Annotated in this window: 23 protein-coding genes and 2 CRISPR repeat arrays; of the genes, 14 read left to right on the top strand and 9 right to left on the bottom strand. The window is 25.6% G+C overall.

All coding sequences use genetic code 11. The features are described from left to right. The 7 genes from OW763_RS14135 to OW763_RS14105 all read left to right on the top strand — a co-directional run bounded on the left by OW763_RS14135 (position 1) and on the right by OW763_RS14105 (position 10,377). Positions 1 to 1,491 carry a Cas10/Cmr2 second palm domain-containing protein gene (locus OW763_RS14135; RefSeq protein ID WP_268041818.1) on the top strand — a complete coding sequence of 497 codons (1,491 nt, stop codon included), beginning with the start codon at positions 1 to 3 and terminating at the stop codon, positions 1,489 to 1,491. Positions 1,492 to 1,507: 16 nt separating this feature from the next. Further along, entirely contained in the window at positions 1,508 to 2,188 is a 681-nt protein-coding gene (locus tag OW763_RS14130) for an RAMP superfamily CRISPR-associated protein (protein WP_268041816.1), read from the top strand. Further along, positions 2,181 to 3,779 (top strand): hypothetical protein, encoded by a 1,599-nt coding sequence (locus tag OW763_RS14125; RefSeq protein WP_268041814.1) that lies wholly within the window; start codon positions 2,181 to 2,183, stop codon positions 3,777 to 3,779. Before OW763_RS14130 ends, OW763_RS14125 begins: the two co-directional genes overlap by 8 nt. Next, complete coding sequence (locus OW763_RS14120) at positions 3,779 to 5,050, top strand: RAMP superfamily CRISPR-associated protein (RefSeq protein WP_268041812.1); 1,272 nt, start codon at positions 3,779 to 3,781, stop codon at positions 5,048 to 5,050. The genes OW763_RS14125 and OW763_RS14120 overlap by 1 nt, the downstream gene beginning before the upstream one ends. After that, positions 5,050 to 5,517, top strand: coding sequence for a hypothetical protein (locus OW763_RS14115; RefSeq protein ID WP_268041810.1), 468 nt, complete (start codon positions 5,050 to 5,052; stop codon positions 5,515 to 5,517). The genes OW763_RS14120 and OW763_RS14115 overlap by 1 nt, the downstream gene beginning before the upstream one ends. Then, positions 5,518 to 7,761 (top strand): TIGR03986 family type III CRISPR-associated RAMP protein, encoded by a 2,244-nt coding sequence (locus tag OW763_RS14110; RefSeq protein ID WP_268041808.1) that lies wholly within the window; start codon positions 5,518 to 5,520, stop codon positions 7,759 to 7,761. 357 nt (positions 7,762 to 8,118) lie between these two features. Then, positions 8,119 to 8,736: a CRISPR direct-repeat array (repeat unit 37 nt; unit sequence ATTTAAGTGCAACTTCCATTAAAACAAGGATTGAAAC). 349 nt (positions 8,737 to 9,085) lie between these two features. Continuing rightward, a CRISPR array of direct repeats spans positions 9,086 to 9,707; the repeat unit is 37 nt; unit sequence ATTTAAGTGCAACTTCCATTAAAACAAGGATTGAAAC. A 262-nt stretch (positions 9,708 to 9,969) separates the two neighbouring features. Next, a complete protein-coding gene (locus tag OW763_RS14105) occupies positions 9,970 to 10,377 on the top strand; it encodes a hypothetical protein (RefSeq protein ID WP_268041806.1) in 408 nt (135 codons plus the stop codon). Between the two features lie 302 nt (positions 10,378 to 10,679). Here the strand turns inward: OW763_RS14105 and OW763_RS14100 are convergent, their stop codons facing one another. The 5 genes from OW763_RS14100 to OW763_RS14080 all read right to left on the bottom strand — a co-directional run bounded on the left by OW763_RS14100 (position 10,680) and on the right by OW763_RS14080 (position 14,167). After that, complete coding sequence (locus tag OW763_RS14100) at positions 10,680 to 11,420, bottom strand: lactate utilization protein (protein WP_268041805.1); 741 nt, start codon at positions 11,418 to 11,420, stop codon at positions 10,680 to 10,682. Positions 11,421 to 11,643: 223 nt separating this feature from the next. Beyond that, positions 11,644 to 12,129: a DUF5673 domain-containing protein gene (locus OW763_RS14095; RefSeq protein ID WP_268041804.1), complete on the bottom strand. Its 486-nt coding sequence runs from the start codon at positions 12,127 to 12,129 to the stop codon at positions 11,644 to 11,646. 28 nt (positions 12,130 to 12,157) lie between these two features. After that, positions 12,158 to 12,679 (bottom strand): hypothetical protein, encoded by a 522-nt coding sequence (locus OW763_RS14090; RefSeq protein WP_268041802.1) that lies wholly within the window; start codon positions 12,677 to 12,679, stop codon positions 12,158 to 12,160. Between the two features lie 446 nt (positions 12,680 to 13,125). Continuing rightward, entirely contained in the window at positions 13,126 to 13,569 is a 444-nt protein-coding gene (locus OW763_RS14085; protein WP_268041800.1) for a MarR family transcriptional regulator, read from the bottom strand. A 22-nt stretch (positions 13,570 to 13,591) separates the two neighbouring features. Further along, positions 13,592 to 14,167: a cyclase family protein gene (locus OW763_RS14080; protein WP_268041798.1), complete on the bottom strand. Its 576-nt coding sequence runs from the start codon at positions 14,165 to 14,167 to the stop codon at positions 13,592 to 13,594. Positions 14,168 to 14,588: 421 nt separating this feature from the next. Between OW763_RS14080 and OW763_RS14075 the strand changes: the two genes are divergently transcribed. The 6 genes from OW763_RS14075 (at position 14,589) to OW763_RS14050 (ending at position 18,478) form a co-directional block, all read left to right on the top strand. Further along, positions 14,589 to 15,107 carry a GNAT family N-acetyltransferase gene (locus tag OW763_RS14075; protein WP_268041796.1) on the top strand — a complete coding sequence of 173 codons (519 nt, stop codon included), beginning with the start codon at positions 14,589 to 14,591 and terminating at the stop codon, positions 15,105 to 15,107. A 434-nt stretch (positions 15,108 to 15,541) separates the two neighbouring features. Then, entirely contained in the window at positions 15,542 to 15,874 is a 333-nt protein-coding gene (locus OW763_RS14070) for a hypothetical protein (protein ID WP_268041794.1), read from the top strand. A 187-nt stretch (positions 15,875 to 16,061) separates the two neighbouring features. Continuing rightward, positions 16,062 to 17,051: a DUF4097 family beta strand repeat-containing protein gene (locus OW763_RS14065; RefSeq protein ID WP_268041792.1), complete on the top strand. Its 990-nt coding sequence runs from the start codon at positions 16,062 to 16,064 to the stop codon at positions 17,049 to 17,051. A gap of 5 nt (positions 17,052 to 17,056) precedes the next feature. After that, the gene (locus tag OW763_RS14060) at positions 17,057 to 17,599 is read left to right on the top strand and encodes an RNA polymerase sigma factor (protein ID WP_268041790.1); all 543 of its coding nucleotides are present in this window, start codon (positions 17,057 to 17,059) and stop codon (positions 17,597 to 17,599) included. Next, positions 17,580 to 17,939 (top strand): hypothetical protein, encoded by a 360-nt coding sequence (locus OW763_RS14055; RefSeq protein WP_268041788.1) that lies wholly within the window; start codon positions 17,580 to 17,582, stop codon positions 17,937 to 17,939. The genes OW763_RS14060 and OW763_RS14055 overlap by 20 nt, the downstream gene beginning before the upstream one ends. A gap of 5 nt (positions 17,940 to 17,944) precedes the next feature. Continuing rightward, positions 17,945 to 18,478, top strand: coding sequence for a hypothetical protein (locus OW763_RS14050; protein ID WP_268041786.1), 534 nt, complete (start codon positions 17,945 to 17,947; stop codon positions 18,476 to 18,478). A gap of 95 nt (positions 18,479 to 18,573) precedes the next feature. Here the strand turns inward: OW763_RS14050 and OW763_RS14045 are convergent, their stop codons facing one another. Further along, complete coding sequence (locus tag OW763_RS14045) at positions 18,574 to 19,116, bottom strand: protease inhibitor I42 family protein (RefSeq protein WP_268041784.1); 543 nt, start codon at positions 19,114 to 19,116, stop codon at positions 18,574 to 18,576. 51 nt (positions 19,117 to 19,167) lie between these two features. Further along, positions 19,168 to 19,782: a hypothetical protein gene (locus OW763_RS14040; protein ID WP_268041782.1), complete on the bottom strand. Its 615-nt coding sequence runs from the start codon at positions 19,780 to 19,782 to the stop codon at positions 19,168 to 19,170. A 278-nt stretch (positions 19,783 to 20,060) separates the two neighbouring features. Between OW763_RS14040 and OW763_RS14035 the strand changes: the two genes are divergently transcribed. Further along, on the top strand, positions 20,061 to 21,233 hold the full coding sequence (locus OW763_RS14035) for a HipA domain-containing protein (protein WP_268041780.1): 1,173 nt from the start codon (positions 20,061 to 20,063) through the stop codon (positions 21,231 to 21,233). Positions 21,234 to 21,320: 87 nt separating this feature from the next. Here OW763_RS14035 and OW763_RS14030 read toward each other — a convergent pair whose 3' ends face one another. Next, positions 21,321 to 22,589: a hypothetical protein gene (locus OW763_RS14030; RefSeq protein ID WP_268041778.1), complete on the bottom strand. Its 1,269-nt coding sequence runs from the start codon at positions 22,587 to 22,589 to the stop codon at positions 21,321 to 21,323. Positions 22,590 to 22,764: 175 nt separating this feature from the next. Continuing rightward, the gene (locus tag OW763_RS14025) at positions 22,765 to 23,163 is read right to left on the bottom strand and encodes a hypothetical protein (protein WP_268041776.1); all 399 of its coding nucleotides are present in this window, start codon (positions 23,161 to 23,163) and stop codon (positions 22,765 to 22,767) included. Positions 23,164 to 23,775: the final 612 nt, after the last annotated feature.

The raw sequence follows: 23,775 nt of genomic DNA, 5'->3' as shown, positions 1-23,775 counted from the left end.
ATGGCAGCATTGGTATTATGGGAAATTTCTCGTAAACAAGATTATATTTTTAAAAGTAATAAGTTAGCTGAAAACTTAGGAGCATCTATTATCATAGAAAAAATAACAGAAGAATTACCTAGTGAAATTCATAGTAGTTATTCTAAAAATAAGGTCTTTGATGGTGGTGGGAAAAGTTTATATAGATTTATGACTATAGACAATGCTAAAGCTTTTACAAAGAATATTAGTAGAAAAGTATTGGAAGAATATCCAGGTATAGAAATTTTTATGGTTATTAAAGAATATGATGAAGAAAAAGATAAAGTCACAGTTGCAATAGAAGAGGCTTATAAGAAATTAGGTATAAAGAAAAATCAGAGAAAAAATAGTGGACTGCAGTTATCATTTGGAGTAGAAAAAAGATGTAGTTCTACTGGAATGCCAGCAAGTGAATATATTAAAGAAGATGATAGATATAGAGATGTAAGTAAAGAAATATTGGTTAAACTAGATAATTCTCAATATAGAACAAAAAAATTTAAAAAGTTATTAGAAAATAGAGATTTTATAAAAGGATTTAGAGAATTAGCAAAAGGCGAAAAGAACTACATGGCTGTTATTCATATTGATGGGAATCAAATGGGTAAAAAATTTAATGAATTAAAAGAAAGTTTTAATTATAAAAATGAAAATTGTAAAAATGAAAATCAAGAATATCTAAATAAATTAAAAAAATTAAGTAATGATATTCAAGCAGCTTACGAAGGTGCTTTTAAACATATGTGTAAAGTGGTGATTAACAATCAAAACAAACTAATAAATGATACAAATATAGAGGATGATAAATTTCCTATAATACCAATAATACTTGCTGGTGATGATATAACTTTTGCATGTAACGGAAAGATAGGTATAGAATGTGCAAGAGTATTTATAGAATATTTAAACAAAAAACAAATAGAGATAACTAAAGATAAAAAAATGTATTTAAATGCATGTGCTGGAGTTGCAATTGTTCGTTCTAATTATCCTTTTAAACAAGCTTATGATCTAGCAGAAGATTTATGTAAAAATGCTAAAACAAAGGTTTTAGCTGATTACGAAAATGAGAATAAAGACTTTTCAATGATTGATTGGCATATAGAACAGGGTGAAATATCAGGAACTATAAAGGAAATAAGGGATAAAAATTATAAGACAGAAGATGATAGTACTCTTTGTATGAGACCACTTTATATAAATAATGATGAAAAATGGTATAAGTATAGTAATTTTCTAAAAGCTTTAGAACAAATTAATAACATAAAAATAGCTAGAAGTAAATTAAAAAAGCTTCGTGAAATTTTAAAAAAAGGCGAAAAAGATACAAAATTATATTTAGAATCAAATAAAATAGAACAATTTTTCAGTAGATTTGAAGATACACAAGGAGATTACTGTTTTTATGAAAGTACGTGTATGTATTATGATGCAATAGAATTAATGGATTTGTTTATTGAGTTAAATTAGAAATGGAGGTATATATGTGAAGCAGCTATACATAGAAATTGAACTTATGTCAGAAGCTATATTTGGAAGTGGACAATCAGTTCCAGGTTCAGTAGATTTAGAGATTGTTTATGATGAATATGGATTACCTTATTTAAAAGGTAAAACTTTTAAAGGAAATTTACGAGATGAAGTTTTTAAATTGATAAGAGTTTTAGAAAAATATTATGAAAAAAAAGATTACTTTAAATATGGTGAAGGACTATTTGGAAAAGAAAATGATGGTACAGAGGGTTGGAAAAAATTAAAGTTTTCAAACTGTGAACTAGATAAGAATGTACGGGCGATGTTGAAATATGGAATAAGTAATAAACAATTTTCCCAAAATGACATATTAAAAGCTTTAACAAATGATAGAAGCTTTACAAGTATAGAAAAAGATGGATATGCAAAAGAAGGTTCACTTAGACAATTTAGAGTTATAAAAAAAGGACTGAAATTTAAAGTGGATTTATATTGTGAAAAAGCACTTAATGATATAGAGTTAGGACTTTTAGCAGGGGGAGTTAGTACGTTAAGGCATATTGGAACCATGAGAACTAGAGGTAAAGGTGAAATTTTGGCTAAATTAAAACAAATAGATAATGATGGTACAAATAAAGATATTACGGATATTTATATAAATAAGTTGTTAAAAGAGGTGAAAAATCATGAGTAACTATATAACATATACTTTAGAAAACAAAGAAAATATAAAGTTAGCTAATACAATAGTACAAAGTGATTCTCAAACCTCTATGGATTACATATCAGGTTCAGCTATAAGAGGAGCATATATAGCTAAATATATAGCTAAAAAAGGTGTTTATAATATAAACCAAGGTGAACATAGAAAAAAGCTTTTAAATGGAGGAATAAAATTTCTAAATGCTTATCCAATGGATGATGAAGAAAGAGCCATTCCATTTCCAAAATGTTTCTTTTGCAATAAAGATGAAATTAAGAAATTTCAATATGAAGAATATGAAACACATATAGATTTAACGGTAGGAATTGATAATCAATTAGAAGATAACTATGAAAAAGTTAGATCAGCAGAATTTGTAGGAATAGATGATAATGAATATGAAAAAATAAAAGTTACTAAATGTAGTAATCTTCACATTAGTAAACAAGGAAACAAAAATGAAAAAAATAAGCTATTTAGATATGATGCTATAAAAAAAGGACACAAATTCAAGGGTATAATTCAATCAGATAATGAAGAATATTTACAGGAAGTAAAAGAATTATTAGAAGATTCTATTGTGTATATTGGAGGAGCTAAAGGTAGTGGATATGGTAAATGCCTAATATCTGATATAGAAATAGTTAAAGATAATCCAGAATTCGAATATTTCGATAATACTAGTGATTTTGAGGATGTTATATATCTATTTGCTATGTCTGATATAATTTATAGATCAAACTTAGGAGAGTATAAAACATTTATTGATGAAGAATATTTAAAAAATCAGTTAGGATTAGAAAAAGTTGAATATTTAGATAGTTGTATTGAAACTAAAATAACATCTGGTTTTAATAATAAGTGGAATTGTAGTATTCCACAAGTTGTTTCAATAAAAGCAGGAAGTGTTTTTAAATATAAAATTTATGGAGATATTGATGAGGAAAAACTTCAAAGATTTATTGATATAGGTATAGGTGAAAGAAAATCAGAAGGATACGGAAGAGTTGTTATATTAAATGCACTTGATGATACTGTTTTAAATAAAACAAAAGAAAGAGAGGTAGAGATAGAGATATCGGATTTAATAGAAAACTTAAATGAAAATGATGTTAAACAATTGAGTAATATATTTACTAGCATATATGAATATAAAGTTGAAAGTAAAATAAATAAAGTTGTATTAGATATATATAACAATTTAAAGAATCCAAATAAATTAAATAATAATCAATGGGGTAATTTATATGAACTTTTAAGTTCAGTTGAAAATATGAGTATAGATAGAGGTAAAAATAAAGTTAGAGATTATATTAATCACATAAAAGAAAAAAACGGAAATTCTTTAAATCAATTAAAAAATGTTAAACATGGACAAGATAGAACAAATTTTATTGATTATTTAGAAGAATATATTAATCAAAGTGATGATGTTAAAGAATTCACTTCAAAAATAGATGTAAATGAAATACAAATTAGTAGTATAAAATCAAAATTAGATAGAGAATTTGTGTATAGAACAAATATAAAAATTATAAGAGAATTATGCAGATATCATTTAAGAAAGGAGGACAAACAATAATGGATTTAAACAATAAAAAATATATAACTTTTATAAATGCATATATTGAAAGTGTTTCTCCATTACATATAGGCAATGATGATGACCTTTTAATTAGTGAACATAAAGCGTATATGCCAGCAACTAGTATAGCAGGAACTTTTAAAGCTTATTTATTAAATATTGGTGAAGAAGCAAAAGATTTGTTTGGCTCACAAGATTCTATGAGTAATATATTTGTATATGATGCATATGCAAATATTGATTTAGTTGAAAAAAGAACAGGTGTGAAAATAAATAAAGAAACTGGGAGTAATTTTGATAAATCCAAAATAGATAGAGAATATTTAGCCAGAGGACTTAACTTTAAGCTTAGATTTGAAATACATTCAGATGAAAAAGATAATAAAAACTTTAAAGATATGATTTATAAATGCTTAAAGGCATTAAATAAACAATATATAAGATTTGGAGCATATAAAACATCTGGTGCAGGAGCATTTAAATTAAATAAAGCAGAAGAAATACAGTATGACTTAAGTAAATTTGATGACTTTAGCAATTATTTAAAAAAATGTTCTGGTTCCTCTAAAGATGTAACAAAGGATGTAGAAAATATAAAACTTGATATTCAACCAATTATATTTAAATTACAAGGAGAATTAACTACACCAGTATTAATTAAAGCACCATCTAGTTTAGATAGTGATGAAGTGGATTCTGTAAATATGAAATCAAAAGATAAGTATGTGTTACCTGGAAGTAGTTTAAAAGGAATAATAAGAGCAAGAGCGGAAAAAATATCAAATTATCTTAATAAAAGTGGATTTATAGATATGATTTTTGGGAGTGAAAAGGATAAAAAAATGGGTTCGGTATTTGTAGATGATGCAATATTAAATGGTGAAGGTTATGATAACACTGTTAAATATAATAGAATAAAGATAGATAAATTTACCGGTGGTGTTTGTAACTCAGCGCTTATGAATGAAAAACCTTCTAGGGGAAAAGTAGGAATAAAAGTAACATTAGAAAAATGTGTAGACAATAATTTAAACAAAGCAGCAGCAGGATTGCTTAGTTTTGTGTTAAGAGATTTAGCAACGGAAAACTTATCAATTGGTAGTGGGACAAGCATAGGAAGAGGAAGATTTAAAGCTGACAAAATGCTTATAGAATGTGGTGATGAAAAAATAGATATTGATTATAAAAATAAGAAAATAACTAATAGAGAATTATTAGAGAGTTATATAAATGAGTTAAAGCACTACAAATGCGAGGAGGATTTGTAATGGAGTCTATGTATAAATTAATGGAATTAAATAGCCGTAATTTAAAAGAGGTTTTTGATTTTGTATGTGATGATAATCAGTGTATTGATAAATTATTAGATAAAGATGTTTTAATAAGATTAGGATTTAAATATGGAATAATATATAATTTCGACTCAGTTATAACTGATAAAATACAAAATATTAAAATAGATAAAGAAAATATAATAGAAGTAAGATTTTTTAGTTATGAGAATGAAATAAGGATATTCAATAATGAAGGGATATATTCTGGAACGATATTTTATCAAAATGAAGATAAAGATTTTTTTACGGAAGAATATTATTTATACCCTAGAGAAAAGAATAAAAAAAAATATCCTCACAAATTAGAAGTTAAAAAATATGTAAATTATGATGATACAGATAAACAAGCATATATAAGCTATGTTAAACCATGTTCTTTTGAATTTAAGGAGGTAATTTAGTTGAAACCTGTAAAAATAGATACTAAAACTATATGTGGATATTCTGTTTCACCATATAATTTTGTAACATTACCTGCTTTTGGAGTTGCTAGATATAATTCTATGGATCAAATGCCAAAGCATAATTTATATAAAGATAAAAACGGAAAAGAATTATTAAACGGTATAATAGAATATACATTAAAAGCAGAAACTCCAATATTAATTTCTAAAGGTGTAGATAAAGATAGTAAAGAATCTTATTTTTTTAAGAATAATAAAGGTAATTATACAATACCAGGAAGTTCTATAAGAGGCATGGTAAAAACAAATTCTGAAATATTAAGTTTTAGCAGTGTAGTAGGTAACAAAGATTCTAAAGGATATTCAGACAGTGAAATTCAGAATATGAAGTTTCTTTATAGAGGATTAGCTGACCAAAGTTCATTATCAAAGGATTATACTAATAGATTAGGTATTGAATCTAAAGGTGGAAAAAATAATAAATATAGTTATGTTAAGAATGTTAAGGCTGGTTATATTTATAAAAAAGGAAAAGAAAGCTACTCTATAATACCTGCTAAAAAAGATATGAACAATAGATGTTATAATAGGATAGGTGAGGATGTTTTAAGAAGAGTTATAGATAAAGATTTTGAGAAGGATATAAGCTTTATGTATTCTAAAAGAATACTAAATATGCCTAAATCATTAGAAGAATTTGAAGAAAAATATCCTAAAAAGTATAAAGAAATGGTTACTAGATGTACTAGAAATGGAAAGTTAAATGAACAAAAGTTAAAAAAACAGTTGAAAGCTGATTTTTTAAAAACAATATTAATAAAATCAGGGTTTAAGAAATATCAAGAGCCTATGTCCTTTGAGATAGATAATACTAAAAATAAAATAGTAAAATTAGGGAAAAACGAGAAATATAACAACAAAGGTTGGATGATTTGTTCAGAATATATGCATTCAAAGTTAGCACATTTTATAATTAATGAGATGGATACTAATGTGAAAGAAATAGATATAACTGTTGAAGATATAAGGTACTATAATAATGATTTGATAAGAACCGAAAAGATGAAAAAAAATGGACAAATGAATGAAAATAAAGAATTTTATGAATTGCCTTCTGAAATAGGAATTAAAAATGCCAAACCAATATTTTATATACAAGAAGGAAAAACTATTCACTTTGGTTTTACTCCTTATTTAAGAGTTTTTTATGATCATTTTGTATTAGAAGGTATACCAGATAAATATAAAGATATAAAAGGTATTAGTTATTCAGATGCAGTTTTTGGATTTGCAAATAAATTAATTGTAGATGATGAAAAGTCTGAAAATATGAGTTATAAAACAAGAGTAAGTTTTGAGGATGTTATTGCTGAAGAAAGAGCATGTATAGATAATGATTCAAGTAAAACTATGCTGCTTGCAGAACCTAAATCTACATGTTTTAATCTTTATTTAAAACAAAATCAATTTGAGGATAATAAAAAGTTGTCTAATTATAATAATGAACATTTTAAAATAAGAGGAATAAAGCAATATTGGTTAAAAGATTATATAACAATTGAAAAAGTTAAGGAAGATAGTAAAATGGCTTTTACAATTTTTCCATTAAAAGAAGGTACAGAATTTAAGGGTAAAATATATTTTAATAATTTATATGAAGATGAGTTAGGATTATTATTATGGTCATTAAAATTAAATGATGGATGTTATCAAAATATAGGAATGGGCAAATCACATGGATTTGGTAGAATAAAGGTAAAAGATATTGATTTAAGTTTAGAAAATCTTAAAAACAAATATGATGATTTTGAATTTGATTATATGGATAAAAACAATAATATAGATAAATATATAAAAAAATATAAAGAAAAATTTAGTAAAGAACATCTAACAGATGGTAAAAAAATTGATGATATGTTGCCAATTAAAGAATTGATGTATATTAAATCAAAAGTTACGAGTAAAGAAGAAGGAAATAATTTTAGATATATGGAATTTAACACTAAAGAATTTGCAAAAAGAAGAACATTACCAGAAATATTACAATTTCAAGACGAAAAATTATTAAAAGATCTAGATACTAAAGTAAAAAATAATGGACAGAATAGAAGAAAACAATATAATAATAAAACTAAAGTACATAATAGTGTTACTAATAAAAATAGATATAATAGTAAGAATATCAATAATGGTCTGGCTGAAGGATTAGCTAAATGGAAAGAGCAATGTCAGGATAAATAATGATATATAACAGAAAAACTAAATTTAAAAAAGAACTAAGTATAAATAAAAATTTTATATTTAGTTTTTTTTGAGTTGATTTTTATAATAAAATTAGCGTTAAAAACAAATTATTTTAAATACAATTTACATATATTGAAAAAACAGTTATAATAAATTATATAGAATTTTTGTAGCAGGACAACCCCTATTTACGAAAACCATTGATGAAACTAAATTGATAAAGGCTTGTCAGTATGTAAAAGGGACAGAAAAACCTTGTCCAACAGGGGTTTTTCCACCCCAAAATCTTGATTTTAAGCTAGTCTTAAAACAAGCTAAAAGTATTGAAATATAAGGATTTGTTAAGAAGTAAGGATTTAAGTGCAACTTCCATTAAAACAAGGATTGAAACTTGAGAGAGATTATTTCTAATCAAGAGCAGATTATTATTTAAGTGCAACTTCCATTAAAACAAGGATTGAAACTAGTAGTTTCCCATCCATTATAAATTCCATGATTATTTAAGTGCAACTTCCATTAAAACAAGGATTGAAACTATTTCTTAAATAATTTTCTATTACTGCCTTTTGAACATTTAAGTGCAACTTCCATTAAAACAAGGATTGAAACAAAAATACTGCTAATAGTGGATATGTTCTTACTTGATTTAAGTGCAACTTCCATTAAAACAAGGATTGAAACATATATATGGTAGAAAAAAGGATTATGTGAATTTTATATTTAAGTGCAACTTCCATTAAAACAAGGATTGAAACATTATAGTATAAGAGGTATACAAAAGATAAGAGAACATTTAAGTGCAACTTCCATTAAAACAAGGATTGAAACTATATTCTTCAAATTTAGCCGTTGAGTCCATCATTGTTTAAATACAACTTCCATTAAAACAAGGATTGAAACAACCATTGCGCTTCATTGCACCACATATTGAAATAGTTTAAGTGCATATTCCATTAAAACAAGGATTGATGTTTATGTTAATCTAAAAGTATCCCATCATTTTAATTGAAAATCCCCCTACCCTAAAGTAAATTTTGGTACGGGAAGGTTATCTTTTCTAGTTCAAAATTAAGTTGTCTTAAATATACAATTTACATATATTGAAAAAACAGTTATAATAAATTATATAGAATTTTTGCAGCAGGACAACCCCTATTTACGAAAACTATTGATGAAACTAAATTGATAAAGGCTTGTCAGTATGTAAAAGGGACAGAAAAACCTTGTCCAACAGGGGTTTTCCCACCCCAAAATCTTGATTTTAAGCTAGTCTTAAAACAAGCTAAAAGTATTGAAATATAAGGATTTGTTAAGAAGTAAGGATTTAAGTGCAACTTCCATTAAAACAAGGATTGAAACTTTTAAGATGTTATGTAGTATTTAATATTATATTTAATTTAAGTGCAACTTCCATTAAAACAAGGATTGAAACATTGTGATAAGAATACTATTGCTATATCTAATTCTTATTTAAGTGCAACTTCCATTAAAACAAGGATTGAAACACCCAATGGCACAAGTTATTTCCTAACATTGACCATTATTTAAGTGCAACTTCCATTAAAACAAGGATTGAAACATAATCTTCTAACTTAATATTTAACGTATTACATATTATTTAAGTGCAACTTCCATTAAAACAAGGATTGAAACTCTCGAACAAAAAGCATTAAAAGAAAAAGAAAAACATTTAAGTGCAACTTCCATTAAAACAAGGATTGAAACAATATCTTTCGTCAATCATTTTTTTCTTGTCTTCATCATTTAAGTGCAACTTCCATTAAAACAAGGATTGAAACACTTGATTTAATTATATCATTCTATTCTGTTATTATTTAAGTGCAACTTCCATTAAAACAAGGATTGAAACCTCCACTAAGTTTCTTATATCCTTTCACATGATCGTGTTTAAATACAACTTCCATTAAAACAAGGATTGAAACATTAGACAAATAGATAAGCTGCTAGTTTAGCAGTTTTATTTGTTTTTTGTGTTAAATTTATTTTTGTATTAATGTATAATTCTTTTAGCATGTTTCAATTAGACTCATACTATTTTTATGAACAAAAGGTTTAATATGGTATAATTACATATGTGTTGCTGTTGAATAATATAAATATAGTAGGTAATAACAAACTCAAATTTATTAAAACATAATCGTATATGTATATTTATTAATCTAAATAAAATTTAGGGGGTATATGATGAAAAAAATAATAATTACTGTCTTATTACTGGCAATTATTGTGATATTAGGGGTATGTACATCAAAAACAAAACCTATTTTTAAAGGTTTTTATCAGAATGAAAAAGATGTAAATGGATATTTTGTTCAAATATCTATTCGACAAGATGATAGTAGTTTTATTGAATATATTGATAATAGGGAAGTTGATAGAGGAACCTATGAAAAAGCAGAAAACAATGTATATAAAATGAAAAGTGATAAGCAAAATTTTGAAATTACCTTAAATGACGATAACTCTTTTGAAATATTTATAAAAAAAATAAATGCTAGAGATCCAATTCAAATGAAAAATATTAGTCGTACTCCAACAACTTTTTCAACAATATTTGATGATGTGGATGAATATAAAACTCTATTAGATTAATATTGACTGTAATAAATGTTACAGTGTAACAAACAATTATATTTGTATAAATATTTACAATACCACAAACATAAATGTAAACATTTATGTTTGTGGTATTGTTTGCATTTTAAAGTAGCTATAGGTCTTAAGTTGAATAGGGTATTTTCTATCAAAAAAGCTGGGTTTTAAGCTGGTCTTAGAACAACCTCAAAGTATTGAGATATAAGGATTTAAGAGCATGTTTCATTAAAACAAGGATTAAAACTTTTGAACTACTGTAAGGTACCTGACCCCTTACAAAGATTTGAAAATAAGTATAATTAAAATCCTAATTCCTCACCTATTATGATTACATGGAAATCCGAATCTACAGGTTTTTTATGTATAATACTTGTTATATTACAGTTTCTTTGTTCAGATCTACAGTCCATACATGAACCGCAATGATTGCATGCCAAATCATTATTATACTTTATATTATTCATCTGTGCTGCAACAAAACGAATCCTGTCTAATCCTGCATTTAAATCTTTGACCAGTTTGTTAACACCTGCTATAACTATTATTCTGTCTGAACCGTAAAGACTTCCTGCAATCCTGTTTCCTGCTCCATCAATGTTGATAATTTGACCATCCATTGTTATTGCATTTGCTCCTAACATAAATACATTAGCAACAAGATACTGCATGAGTATATCTCGCATTTCTTCCTTATTTCCTACAACCTTAAACCCTGGGCTGTTATGTTCCATCGCATAGTTATTTACTGCACAAGTATGAGGAATTGCAACACAATTTTTCTTTTCTAGTTCCTGATCAAGTTCAAGAGCAAATACTGTATGTGAATCCCCGCATCCTATGATACCATTATCAGGAATCAAACTTAAAACAAGTTTTCTTGCTTCCTCGATTGAATCACAATAGTGAGCTTCAAAATTATTATTTTTGAGATTCTTTACTGCAACTGTACCCTTTTGTCTTAAGTAGTCCTTTCTTATGGTATTTCTGTTATATGCCTCTTCTTTTAATTTTGGCATATTGAAATTATGTAAATCTAGCATGCTTTTTCCTCCTTATATTAAATTACGTACAATTTATGTTTAATTATACCATATTCAAATTATAATTTTTTTCACTTTAACTCCTCCATCATTTAATGTTATATATTTTTTCTTTATATGCAACCATTTTGATTTGTTTTACAATAAAAAAAGCGTTAAGCCTTATTTTTTAAGACCTGACGCCTTACAAAGATTGAAAGTAAAACAAACAATCTTTGCTCCTTCAGTTAATATATCTTTGCAGCAAGTTCTCTACTTTTTGCTTTTGTATTGTATCAAATTTTAATTCTACGTAGCTTAAATTAAACAATCCATAAGTTTTAAACACAACTATATTTGATGATGACCATTCATAACTTTTAATTTTATCCCATTTATAAAAACCTGTCCTAAAAGATATACCTTTTTCCGTTATTCCTAAACCTTTTTTTGATTGAATAATCATTAAAATGCAGAAAGGTATTGAAAATGTATGCTTTGCAAAAATATATGTTAACGTAATAAAATGAATACCTTTTAAATAAATTATAGTATCTGTTATTAAAGAAATGATAGATATTATCAATGCTATAACAGATATTATATAATATATTTTCTTATTAAATGCACATATGACAAGGTTACCCCTATTGTTTTTTATATAAAATTCTTTGAATATAGAATAAATTATTAATATATTTATAACAGAAATTACAATAATCCATATCATTTTTTGCACCTCTCATTATCTTCAATGTTTATAAAATTATAGTACAAGGATTATTTTTTATCAATTTATTAAATAGTTTTTCTATAGTATTTCTATGCTTTTTATATATTTTACGTTGAAAAACATCGTCTATATTATAACTTATAGATATAATCATTATATTTTTTTTATGTTCCCTAAAGTTAAAATTTTTTACAGAGGACCACGTTATCAATTTATCCTCTATAATTATACCTTGTTCAGTTATTAATAATTTATCGTCAAAAATAAACTCAGAGTTAAAAAAGAAGCCTGATATAACTGTATACTGAAAAAATGCCACTGCATCTATTTCATTTACTATAAATATTTGAAACCATATAAAAAATATAAATTGTAAAATAAATATAATAAACTTTCTTTTACTATTTATTATTTCATGAGAAAAAAGTAATTTATTATTCTTAAGTAATTTATCTAATGTATGTTTATGTGTAAATCTTATATATATATTAAGAATAATTAAAAGTATTGATACTCCATTAAGAATAGCTGATTCTTTCCATCCCATATATTTATCTCCTTAAAATACATAATTTATTAGGTAATATATTTTTGCAATAGCTTATCCATTTTTTGATTTTCTTCTATACATACTTTAAATTCTATAAAGCTTTCATTTTTCCAAAAGATAAAAGTATCTTTAACTATAATTTTAATTATATTAGGTGATATCCACTCATAAGAGCTAATACTGCTTCATTTATAGAACCTTTTATAGCAAATTATTCCTTTTTCAGTTATTCCCATATTTCTTTTATCTTGAATAAAATAAGAAAGCAACATTAAATTTCAATTTTTGTTGATAAAGGTTATGTTTTTGCAGTGAAAATTGATGGTGAAATATTACATTACTTTTTTAATCCAGTAACAGGAGAATACTATGTCGTTGATACTACAGGTATTTAAACTATGGTTAATGATAAGCTATATTATATATTGTTATGTAAGTTTCGATTACTTTAATTTTTGATCAAAGTCTTTTTTTAAGATATCTAAAAATCTAAATATAACTTTTTTTTCACTTTCATTAAAATATTCAAATATCTTTTTATCTCTTTTCACAGCTTCCATGTGCAGAGTTTCATGTTTTATAAAAATTTCTTTACCTTTTTTTGTGAGACTAAAGTACTTTTCCTTTTTATTTTCTTCAGTTTGATATAAACTGAGATATTCATTAGCTATCAATTTTTTTGTTATTTTAGTGACTGCACCTTTAGTTATTTTTAGATGTTCTGTAATTTTAGTTACATTAGCACGTTCTGTTCTACCTATATAATCAATAGCATGTACTTCATTTATGTTCAAATTACTATAATTATCTAAAAAAGCTTTCTCATTGAATTCTGTATATAGTTGATAGATTTCCATTAATTTTTTTAACATTAATTCGTTATTCATATAGGTAACCTCCATTTAATATCTAGTGTAATACATCAACTAAAACTCTAGTTGCTAATCCAGTTGCAAATGGATTTTCTATCCACATAGTATAAACGCTAAATTTATTACCTGCTTTAATGTTTAATTTACTTAAATCTAAGTTTTCTATAACATAAGTATTATTTTCTTCTGATTTTATGTCTGCTTGAATGTGTTCCTTTCCTCTACGAATTCCTGCACAATCAATTCCTATAAAGTATACCTTTTTTTTAAGTAAATAAGTTATAAGGTTCCAACTAAGCTCAGGGTGCTGCTTTACATATATGTCACTTCCGTATGGATAACTAATTTGGATATTAGTTTTGAACATTACAAAGCTATTTTCTTCTATTTCTACGTTTTTTAATACTTCAATCCCTATCTCTTCATTCAAACCATAATTTGTGCAATCGATTAAAATTCCTTTAGTTTTGAAATACTCTATTGGAATAGTACTTTTTTTATACACATCTATATGAGTGCCCACATGCCCTGCATTTATTAGTTTATTTTCTTGGGATTCTAGCCATTTCCAAACTTTATGGTTATTATCTAATTTTATTGTGATATCTATCATACTATTGATCCTCTTTCCTTTAAAGTATTATTGTTTCCTAGTAAACAATAATACACGATTTTTGTTTCTTTGTAAACTATATTTTATTTGAAAGATGTATCTTTAAGCAGCAAAAGTTGTTTCAGTTTTTGTAAAGTAGCTAACTGTTCACAAAAATTGGAATAAAAAAGAACAATCTTTGATACTAAAGTTTCAATACAAACTATTTACATCTAATTGGTTATATAATACAATTCATATAAAGGATGGACAATTTATAAGTATGTCCTTTTATAGTTAGTAATGATAGGAGTTGGTTTTATGAAAAGTTTTATAAATGGAAAATCTATAAGGTGGTTTACTACCTAAGTTAAATTTACAGGTATTGATCCACCTTTATTTTTAGTAAGTTATTTTTTAATATTGAAAGGTGGAAAATAAAATGAATTTAAGAAACATACACACAGACAGGTTAATGTTAGTACCTGTAACATTGGAAATAACTAAATCTTTAATAGATGGAAGTAATAAAGAAGTTGAGAAACTTGGAATTAAACTAGATAAAAAATGGCCTACAGAAGATACAATGGATATTTTACCTATTATAAATAATTCATTAGAAAAGAATAAGATACCAAGTGGATTTGAAACTTGGATGATTGTAAACAAAGACAATATGAAAGTAATTGGTGATATAGGCTTTCATGGAAAACCTAATGAAAAAGGTGAAGTTGAAGTTGGATTTGGATTAGTAGAACATGAAAGAGGAAAAGGTTTCGGTTCTGAATCTTTAAATGCTATTATGGATTGGTTAAGTTTTCAAGAAAGTGTTAAAGTTATTAAAGCAGAGTGTTTGATTAGCAATAAGCCTTCTGCTCGAATATTAGAAAAGGCTAGATTGAAAGAAATTAATAGAGATAGTGAATTAATTTACTGGGAATTTGTTAAACCAATATACTAATAATCAGATATAATAAAATTTTAATAGGTAGTCCGAAAATGGACTACCTATTTTCAGAATACATACAGTCCAACTATCCCCAAAAACGCAAAAAACACCTGAAATACTGTGTCTATAATAAAATCTATTTTTCAATCCTTTCGTTTCCCTCGTCCCTTAATTTGTATTTAAAAGTTCCTCATTATAGTTTTTATATAAATATTTACATACCATGAGCTATATAAAAACAATCATATGGTATACTTTATCATGGATTTTATTTTATAATTACAAAAATATCTAGAATCAAAATTTACAAACAGAAAGAGATGATCTAAATTAGAATATCAATCAAATCACTAAAAGAGTTAACACTAATAATTTTTATATTTGTTTTATTAATAGGATTAATAGTATTACCTTTTGTATTACCAACAATAGTTCATAATAATAAATTGAGCACTTTTGCTAATAATTTATATACCCATCCTTTACCTAAAAACACAAAAATTTTATCTAAAGATAAAGAAGTAGGTCTTTTAGTATGTAATGGAAATCATTGTGATTATAGAGCGTCTATGATGTTATCTACTAAATTAAGTAAAAATTATATATTGGCATATTATAAATCAGCTTCAGTGCCAACAGCAGATAAAAATATTGATAAAGATGATGTGAAAGTAACTGTTGAAATATTAAATCAAAGAGATAAATTAGGAAACTTGATTTTTAAAATTGAAATTTTTGATGATGGGTATCCTGCTGGCTTTGATTTGAGATGTAATTAGATAATTATTATGAAAAATAACAATAACTTATATTTTATAATGTTATTGTTATTTTTATCGTGGGATATTAAAGTTTATATACGTCTATATTATTGTAAAGCAAATATATGACATGGGGGTATTTTAGTTACTAAGAAACTATATTGAGTAATTATTATTTTAAGCTTTAATTTAGGAGGAAAAGATAATGAGAAAAATTGGTACAATAACGTCATCAGCTGCATTAATTTTTCTAGGAATATGGATGATTATTTATGAAAATAATCCTATCTTAGGAAAGTCAATCTTTAAGTTTTGGCCTGTGATTTTTATAATACTAGGGATTGAAATGCTCTTAATTATGAAAAGCAGTAAGGAAAATGAAAAGGTAAGGATAAATTATTTAATAATACCTGTAGTAATTATATTTTTAGCAGTTAATGGTTTTATGAGCATTAGTAGTAAAGTTAATGTTGATGGAATTGTTAATCAAGTAACCAAAGAATTTAAAACAGGAATTTCTTTTAAAGATGGATTTACAATCAACTTTCATAATAATAACAAAGAAATTAAATCTAATAAAACTTTAAAGCCTCATGGGAACAAAATACTGCTGGATATTACAAATGCAGATATAAAAATAAAGAAGTCAGATGATGATAATATTAAATTAGAAACTTCAGTTTATGTAGATAAAAAAAGTGATATTGAAAAATACGAAATTGACGCCAAAGAAGAGTATGACGGATATAAAATTTCTTTTAATGAGAGTTATGTTAAAGGCGAAAAAATAATTATGTATATCCCAAATGAACTGGATGTGGAGATTGATGGAAGTAATTTGAATGTTAAATCTTTGGATGAGGATTTAAAATTTAATATTGATATAGATGCAAATAATGCCAATGTTAAATTAGAAGGAGACGTACAAAAAACAGATATAAAACTTTCTAATGGTAATGTTGAAATTAGTAATAAGCTTTGCAAAGATATAAATATCGATATGAGTAATGGAAAGGTAAGTATAGATACAGAAGATGAAAATGTAGCTATTAATGCTGACGTGAATATGGGAGTTTGTAGCCTAAATAGTGATAAGAGAATAAATTCAGGGATTAAAGAAACTGTAGGAAATGGTGAAGGAAACATAGAAATCGATATGAGTAATGGTGTTGTGGAGATTGACACTCAGGAGTGATTGAGTTGAATGATGAAAAAAGTATTATAGAGAGGTTAAAACAAAAAGATGAGGAATGTTTTATTGAAGTAGTAAATTCCTATAAGAAAAAAGTTCTTGCTTTATGCTATTCATATATTGAGGATTATTATGAAGCTGAGGATTTATCTCAAGAAGTTTTTACATCACTTTATAAAAGCATAGATAAATTTAGAGGTAATTGTTCATTATCAACCTACATTTATAAGATAACTGTATCAAAATGCCTGGATTATAAGAGAAAAAAAAGCCTAAAAGGTTTTTTAACAGATATGTTTCATATACAAAAAGCTGAAGAACCAGTAGATTTAGATGAAAAGATTTTTGTAAGGCAGTGTATTAAAAAACTTTCTAAGGATTTAAGATTAGTAGTTGTGTTATATTATTATATAGGTTTTAGTCAGAAAGAGATTGGTGAAATTTTAAATATAACTCCTAGAGCTGTAGAAGGTAAGATTTATAGAGCTAAGAAAAAGCTGAAGAATGAACTGAAAAAGGAGGATGCGACCTATGCAAGAAAAATGGGATGATATTGATAATTTAATATTTAATTCAAAGGAAGATATTGAACCCTCTCCTGATTACAATGAAAGACTTATGAATAAAATTCACAATATAAAATGTGAAAGTGAATCTAAAGTACATTCAAGTTCAAATAGAGTATCACTATTGTTTAATTTTAAAACCAATAACTCAACAGCATTAAGCTTAATAATGGCTGGATTAATGATGCTAATCGTTGTTAATACTGGTTTAAAATATAAAATTGTTGAAACTAAATGTTTTATTAAAAGTAAAACGATGTTAATAGAATCCAAATACAACTATAACTTAGACATTATTAATGATAAAAATTTATTTAAGGAGTGATTAGTTTGAATAGAAGAAGTAGATTTCTAACTTTTGTAACAGCTTGTATACCCGGTATAGGATATATGTATTTAGGACTTATGAAGAAAGGAATTCAAGCATGTGTTATATTCTTTCTTTTAGAAGATATATTAAGTATTATTGGACTTGGAGGAATTGGAAATTTAATTCAATTTATACTTTGGTTTTATCTATTTTTTGATACCTATAATATAGCTCATAGAATGGATAATGGAGAAATTGTTATGGATTCAGATTTCTTCTTTGAAAAATATATGTCAAATAATTCAAATGCTGTTAATAACTCAAGTGAGTTTGATAGTATGAATTTCAAGAAAAAGCAGCCAATACAATTAGATAAGAAAAATATGACAATTATTGCATATATAATTATAACGTTAGGTGTATTGGGAATTGTAAATAAGTTTTTTGCAGGAAGTTATGTTTATTATCAAATAAAAGAAGGGATAACTCAATATTTTATACCAGTAATGTTAATAATTGGTGGTTTATTTATGTTAAGGAAAAAAGAGCATTAAGATATAGTCACAGCCCTGAAGCTAATATAGTACAATGTATTAGCTTCAGGGCTGTTTTTTAGTTAACTGAAAATTATTAAATTATATAGGTTTACTCACTTAACCATTATATTGAAATTAACTTCAAAAAATTCGTCTCTTTGTTCTTCTTGATGTTCATATCTCATAACAATTTTCTGATTACCATTTTTTATACATTTAAAATAGAAATTTTGTCTAGAATAATCCATTCCACACATTCCCTCTTCGACTTTAGGAAGAGGGATATCTATCCAAGATCTTTTAACAAATTGTACTATTCCGTTACAAATATTATTTTTTATATTCCAAGTATAAAGAATAGTTCGATTAGCATGAAGTGATATTATGAAATCTTTATTATTTGGAACAGTTATATCTACTGATCCATTATTTTTAAATTCATATTCTTTAACTGTTGTTTTTTCAGCATCATACACCATAATTGCAACATATTTTTTATCTATTTCAGTAGAATAAGTGTATTTTCCTTGACTTAATAATTCATCCATTTTAGTTGGATTAGATGTATTATTACCTTGATTTAACTCATTGGAGTAACCTACCCCTAAAATACAAAGTATTAAAATCTTAGCAATAATTTGCTTTGTGAAAACCATAATACTTTCCTCCTCCAACATGTGTTATACATTAAATTCAGCCAACTCTTCTTAAAAACCTGAAAAAAAGCTACTTAACTTAAGTTTTAAATCATCTCTGTCTTTATCCGTCATACTATTAACATCATTTCCTTGTCGCTCCCAAACTCTCTCTAATACATAGTTTTTATTTTGTGTGCTTAATTCAGATAAATTATTTATTTTTTCACTTTCTAAAGTATTTTTAATAACTTTATTAGCAGCTATAAATACATCTAACTCCTCTTGGTTTTCAAAAGTCAAATTTTTTAATTTATACTCTGATAATGTCCAGTTTCCTTTATCATCTTTATAAAAACTACAATAACCTTCATCACAAAGATATTTCGCTATAAATGACTTATTATCTTTATTATAGAGATTATTTAAGTCTGAATTAAAAAAATAGTAAATTTCATATTTTTCATAGTCTTTACTATTAATTTCATCAACCGAATTGAAAGCGCTTTGTTTTAAGTCTTTTTCATTCGTAAATCCTTCTTTAACCTCTATTTTTCGTGTACCATATATTTTATGATCTTTACTATCCCCAATATTATTAGATGCTTTATTTGGTGAAGAACATCCTATCATAAATATCGATAATGTTGCTATTAATGTATTTCTTAATATTTTTAAGTTTATCATTTATTTCCCCCCATTTTAGGTTGTGATACATAATCATATATATAAACCATCAAAATTAACAATTAAATTTTTTCTATCACCTCAGATTTAATAATAAATCACACCCAATTATACCATATTAAACCTTATTAGTTATATAAAAACATACTAGACAAGTGGTGTCAGGCACTATTTATCTTATGTTTTCATTGCTAAAGATATAATATGTAAATTTTTTTATGATATAATTGACTATATATCAGCAGTTATTCAATGTTTTAGAAAGGATGTGAAAATATTTGAGTGAATTTTACATTATGAATAAAGATATACCGGTTTTGATTTTTAGTGACAAATTAAATATAAATGGAGATTATCCAACAATAAAACTACTCAATAAAGATTTAATTCCATATATTTTAAAACATGAAGTTGGAGGACTAAAAGATTGGTTTAAAAGTAGAGTAATTCCTGCTAATAGAAATCATTTAGAAAAATTAATTCAATCTTTACAATTTCAAAAGAAACCAACTGCTCTTGATTATCTTAAATTAAATAATGGATTTAGCTTAAATGATAGTTATTGGATAAAACCATTAGATAGTAAAGATATGTATCCATTAGATTTATGTTGGACTAAATATAATTTATATGATAATAAATTTGAGGAAGCTCTAGGACTTGTAACTTTTTTCGGTAATAATACCAGTTTAGGTGGTACAGTAAATACTCCTAAAGTTTCATCACCAGAGCTTACAACACAAGGAGTTATGAATAAAGCATGGAGAAAAATAGACAATAAACTTTTATTATATAAAAGAGGTAATATAGGAGCAGCTAACTTAGATAAAGAACATTTTGCAGAAGGTATATCAAGTGAGCTAGGAAAGCTATTAGAACTTAATTGTATCCCTTATTGGACAGATAAATGGCACAATCAAAATTGTTCAGTATGCGAGATTTTTACAAGTAAGGATAACGGTTATTTGCCTATTAGATATTTTTTAGAAAGTATAGAACCTAATAGAAAGAAATGGGGATTTGCAAATATTATAGAATGGATTCCAAAAGAATTTAGACAAGATTTTTTAGATATGATAGTTTTTGATTATATTATAGAAAATAGGGATAGACACCTTGGAAATTTTGGATTTATTATAGATAATAATACACAAGAGCTTTTATCTTTTGCTCCATTATTTGATCAAGGATATTCTTTAATGTCTAATGCTATGGAGTATGATTTTAATAAGGATTTAGTGGAATATTCAGAATCGCATCCAAGCTTTGTATTAGAAAACAGAGAACTTGCAAAATACGTTATAGAACAAAATAAATCAAGATATAAAAGTTTTACTAAAGTTTTAAGATTAAAATTAAACAATATAAATTGGTTTAATTGTCCTAAGTGGTATAGAGAAGGAATAAAAAAATTAATACTTAATAGATGTGATGTAATAGACTCTATTTAATGATTGAGGTTTTTTTGAAAAGAATGGGAATGTATAGTAATAATGCTATTTGGTACTAAGTCAATCTTAGTGCCAAATAGCATTAATTTAATCATTAAGTCTTATATCCCCTATTTTTATATCATAACTCCAACCTGTTTTAGGTATTCTGGATGCATAATATTTTTTTGAACCTTTAGTATATACCCATATGTCCATATCTCTACCCCTACAGAATATTTGTATAGTATTATTATCTAAATCGAATTCATCATAAATTGTTACTCGTTTCAATAAATTATTAGTATCTACTAGATATCTTGTTAAAAGATTATACCTATCTATTTTAGTTCTTACTGTTTCTAATATGCTATATTCTTCTGCAGACAATAAATCTTTTATTGCTTCCAAATGTTTTAAATCCTTATAACCAACGGAAGAATACTTATATTTTAATCCTGTTGCTTCTGGATAGTATTTTTTAGTTATATCTACAATATTTGTTATAGGTAAATATCTATAATATTCAACCCACTTACTATTTGTTTTTGATAGAGGTAACACCAGTGGTTTCATATCCCTTATACCATAAAAGAATATATACATTGAATCAATTACACCATTAAAGTTAATTTGGAAAGTTACTGTATTACCGTTAACAGACATTACTTCAGGAAATTCATGACAATCTGTTTTATTAGTTGCGTATACAGACTTCATAGTTTTGTTTAAGATAAAGTCTTCTTTTTTCATTTCCTTAGGAAATGTTACAGTAAAAGTACGATAACCTGACTCTAAAACAGGTATTTCAATTTTAATTGGGTCTAATATAGTTATATTTTCAAGAGCTCCTAATGATTTATTATAATCTATACAAATAGTATCCTCTTCATATTTTGTAGTAGCAAAATCTACTGCAGTATAAAGTTTAGAATTATCAACAAACCAACTGTCAGAATCAAATTCTGTAGGTATTTTAGAATTAGTGGTTTCTTCTTTGATTTCCTTAGGTTTTTCTGTATTTACTCCATTTATTTGCATTGTTTTAGCTGTTTTTAGAAATTCTGATAAATTAAAGGTTTGTCCACTTTCGCTTGCAGCTAAGAAGGCATTAACTATATCAGTGTAACTAACATATTTCCCTGTATCGTCTTGAAAAGCTAGCACAGTCCCCTCTTTTACATTTTTAACGTACTCATTATATAACTTAGCTTCTGCACCCTCTGTATAGTCTAAATAGCTTTGTCCTAATTTCTGAACATTATATGTGTAATTTGTATTATTTTTTACAATATAATTCGTAACCTTTGCTTGTGCAGTTGGTGCACCTAATAGTAATATTGCTGATAACATTATCATTAATCTTCTTTTTATCATATTAATTACCTCTTTAATAATTATAGTAATTCATAATAATTATATCATATGTTACCTCTTTTATTATATTATCTTTATAATCTATAATGACCCATTTATTATTTAGTTTCACTATAAATCTATTTTTGCCCATAGGTAATATCCTTTCAGTACATATCTAGTGTAATACACCATATTATGAAGGAAAATTCTCTTCATAAAAGTATTTTTTTGTTGGTAAAATAAATATTAATTCTATAAATGTCATCATAACGTTTGTAGAAATAAATGGTTGTTTATTTTGTAGACCCCAAATAATATTTACTAATAGGAAAAATGTATTATAAGTTATCATTAGCCAATAACCCCATATTTTAAGTTTTAAAAAGCCATAAGATGCTATTAGTAAAATTATATACAATAATATCTGCATTATATGATGTGAAAAAATAGGTAATGGTATAGTAGAAAAATTATGGCGTTCTAAAAAACCTGGAGATAATAATGATGCTATTGATAATAATATTGATAGTAATGCACTTAAAAAAGATATATCTCCAATAAATGTTATTATAAAAGGTCTATTTTTACTCATAACTATCACCCCCTATAAATTTGTGATTTCTTTAAACTATGTAACAACACTCTCTCAAAATTATACCATATTAAACCTTATTAGGTATAAAAAACATAATAACAACTATATATTCTCAACATACTTTTAATTCAAAAAAAGTTAGGAATATATCTATATATTGGATTTACTATAGTTTAACACGATTTTTAAGTTTGTTTATTTGATGATTTATTTTCAAAATCAATATAATAAATGACGGTAGAATTTTAATAAAATATTGCGTTATTCAATTTGTTGATATATAATGTAGGTAATATAAATAGGAGGTTGTTTTGTGAGTGTAGTTGTTCTTAACTAAATGAATTTAATAAACATCTTAAAAGTTTGAAAAGCCCGTTATTCTTGGGTCTATTTGTTGTGCGTTTAAGATGTAATTATGTTAAGAACACGGATAGCTAATCTTATAAAACATGCCCTTGATAGGTTTTACTTTAAGGGACTCTTTATATCTATAATTTGCTATTAATGCCGTGCTTTGCACGGCTTTTTTATGCAAAAAAATAGTATAAAAAATGAAATAATATAAGGCTATAGGTGTACTCTGTTTACCTATAGCCTTTATTTTTTTGG

The sequence above is a fragment of the Clostridium aestuarii genome, assembly GCF_026735135.1.
Taxonomy (GTDB): Bacteria; Bacillota; Clostridia; order Clostridiales; family Clostridiaceae; genus Clostridium_H; species Clostridium_H aestuarii.
The sequence above is the reverse complement of the archived record's forward strand: the minus strand, read 5'-3'. Positions and strand labels throughout refer to the sequence as shown.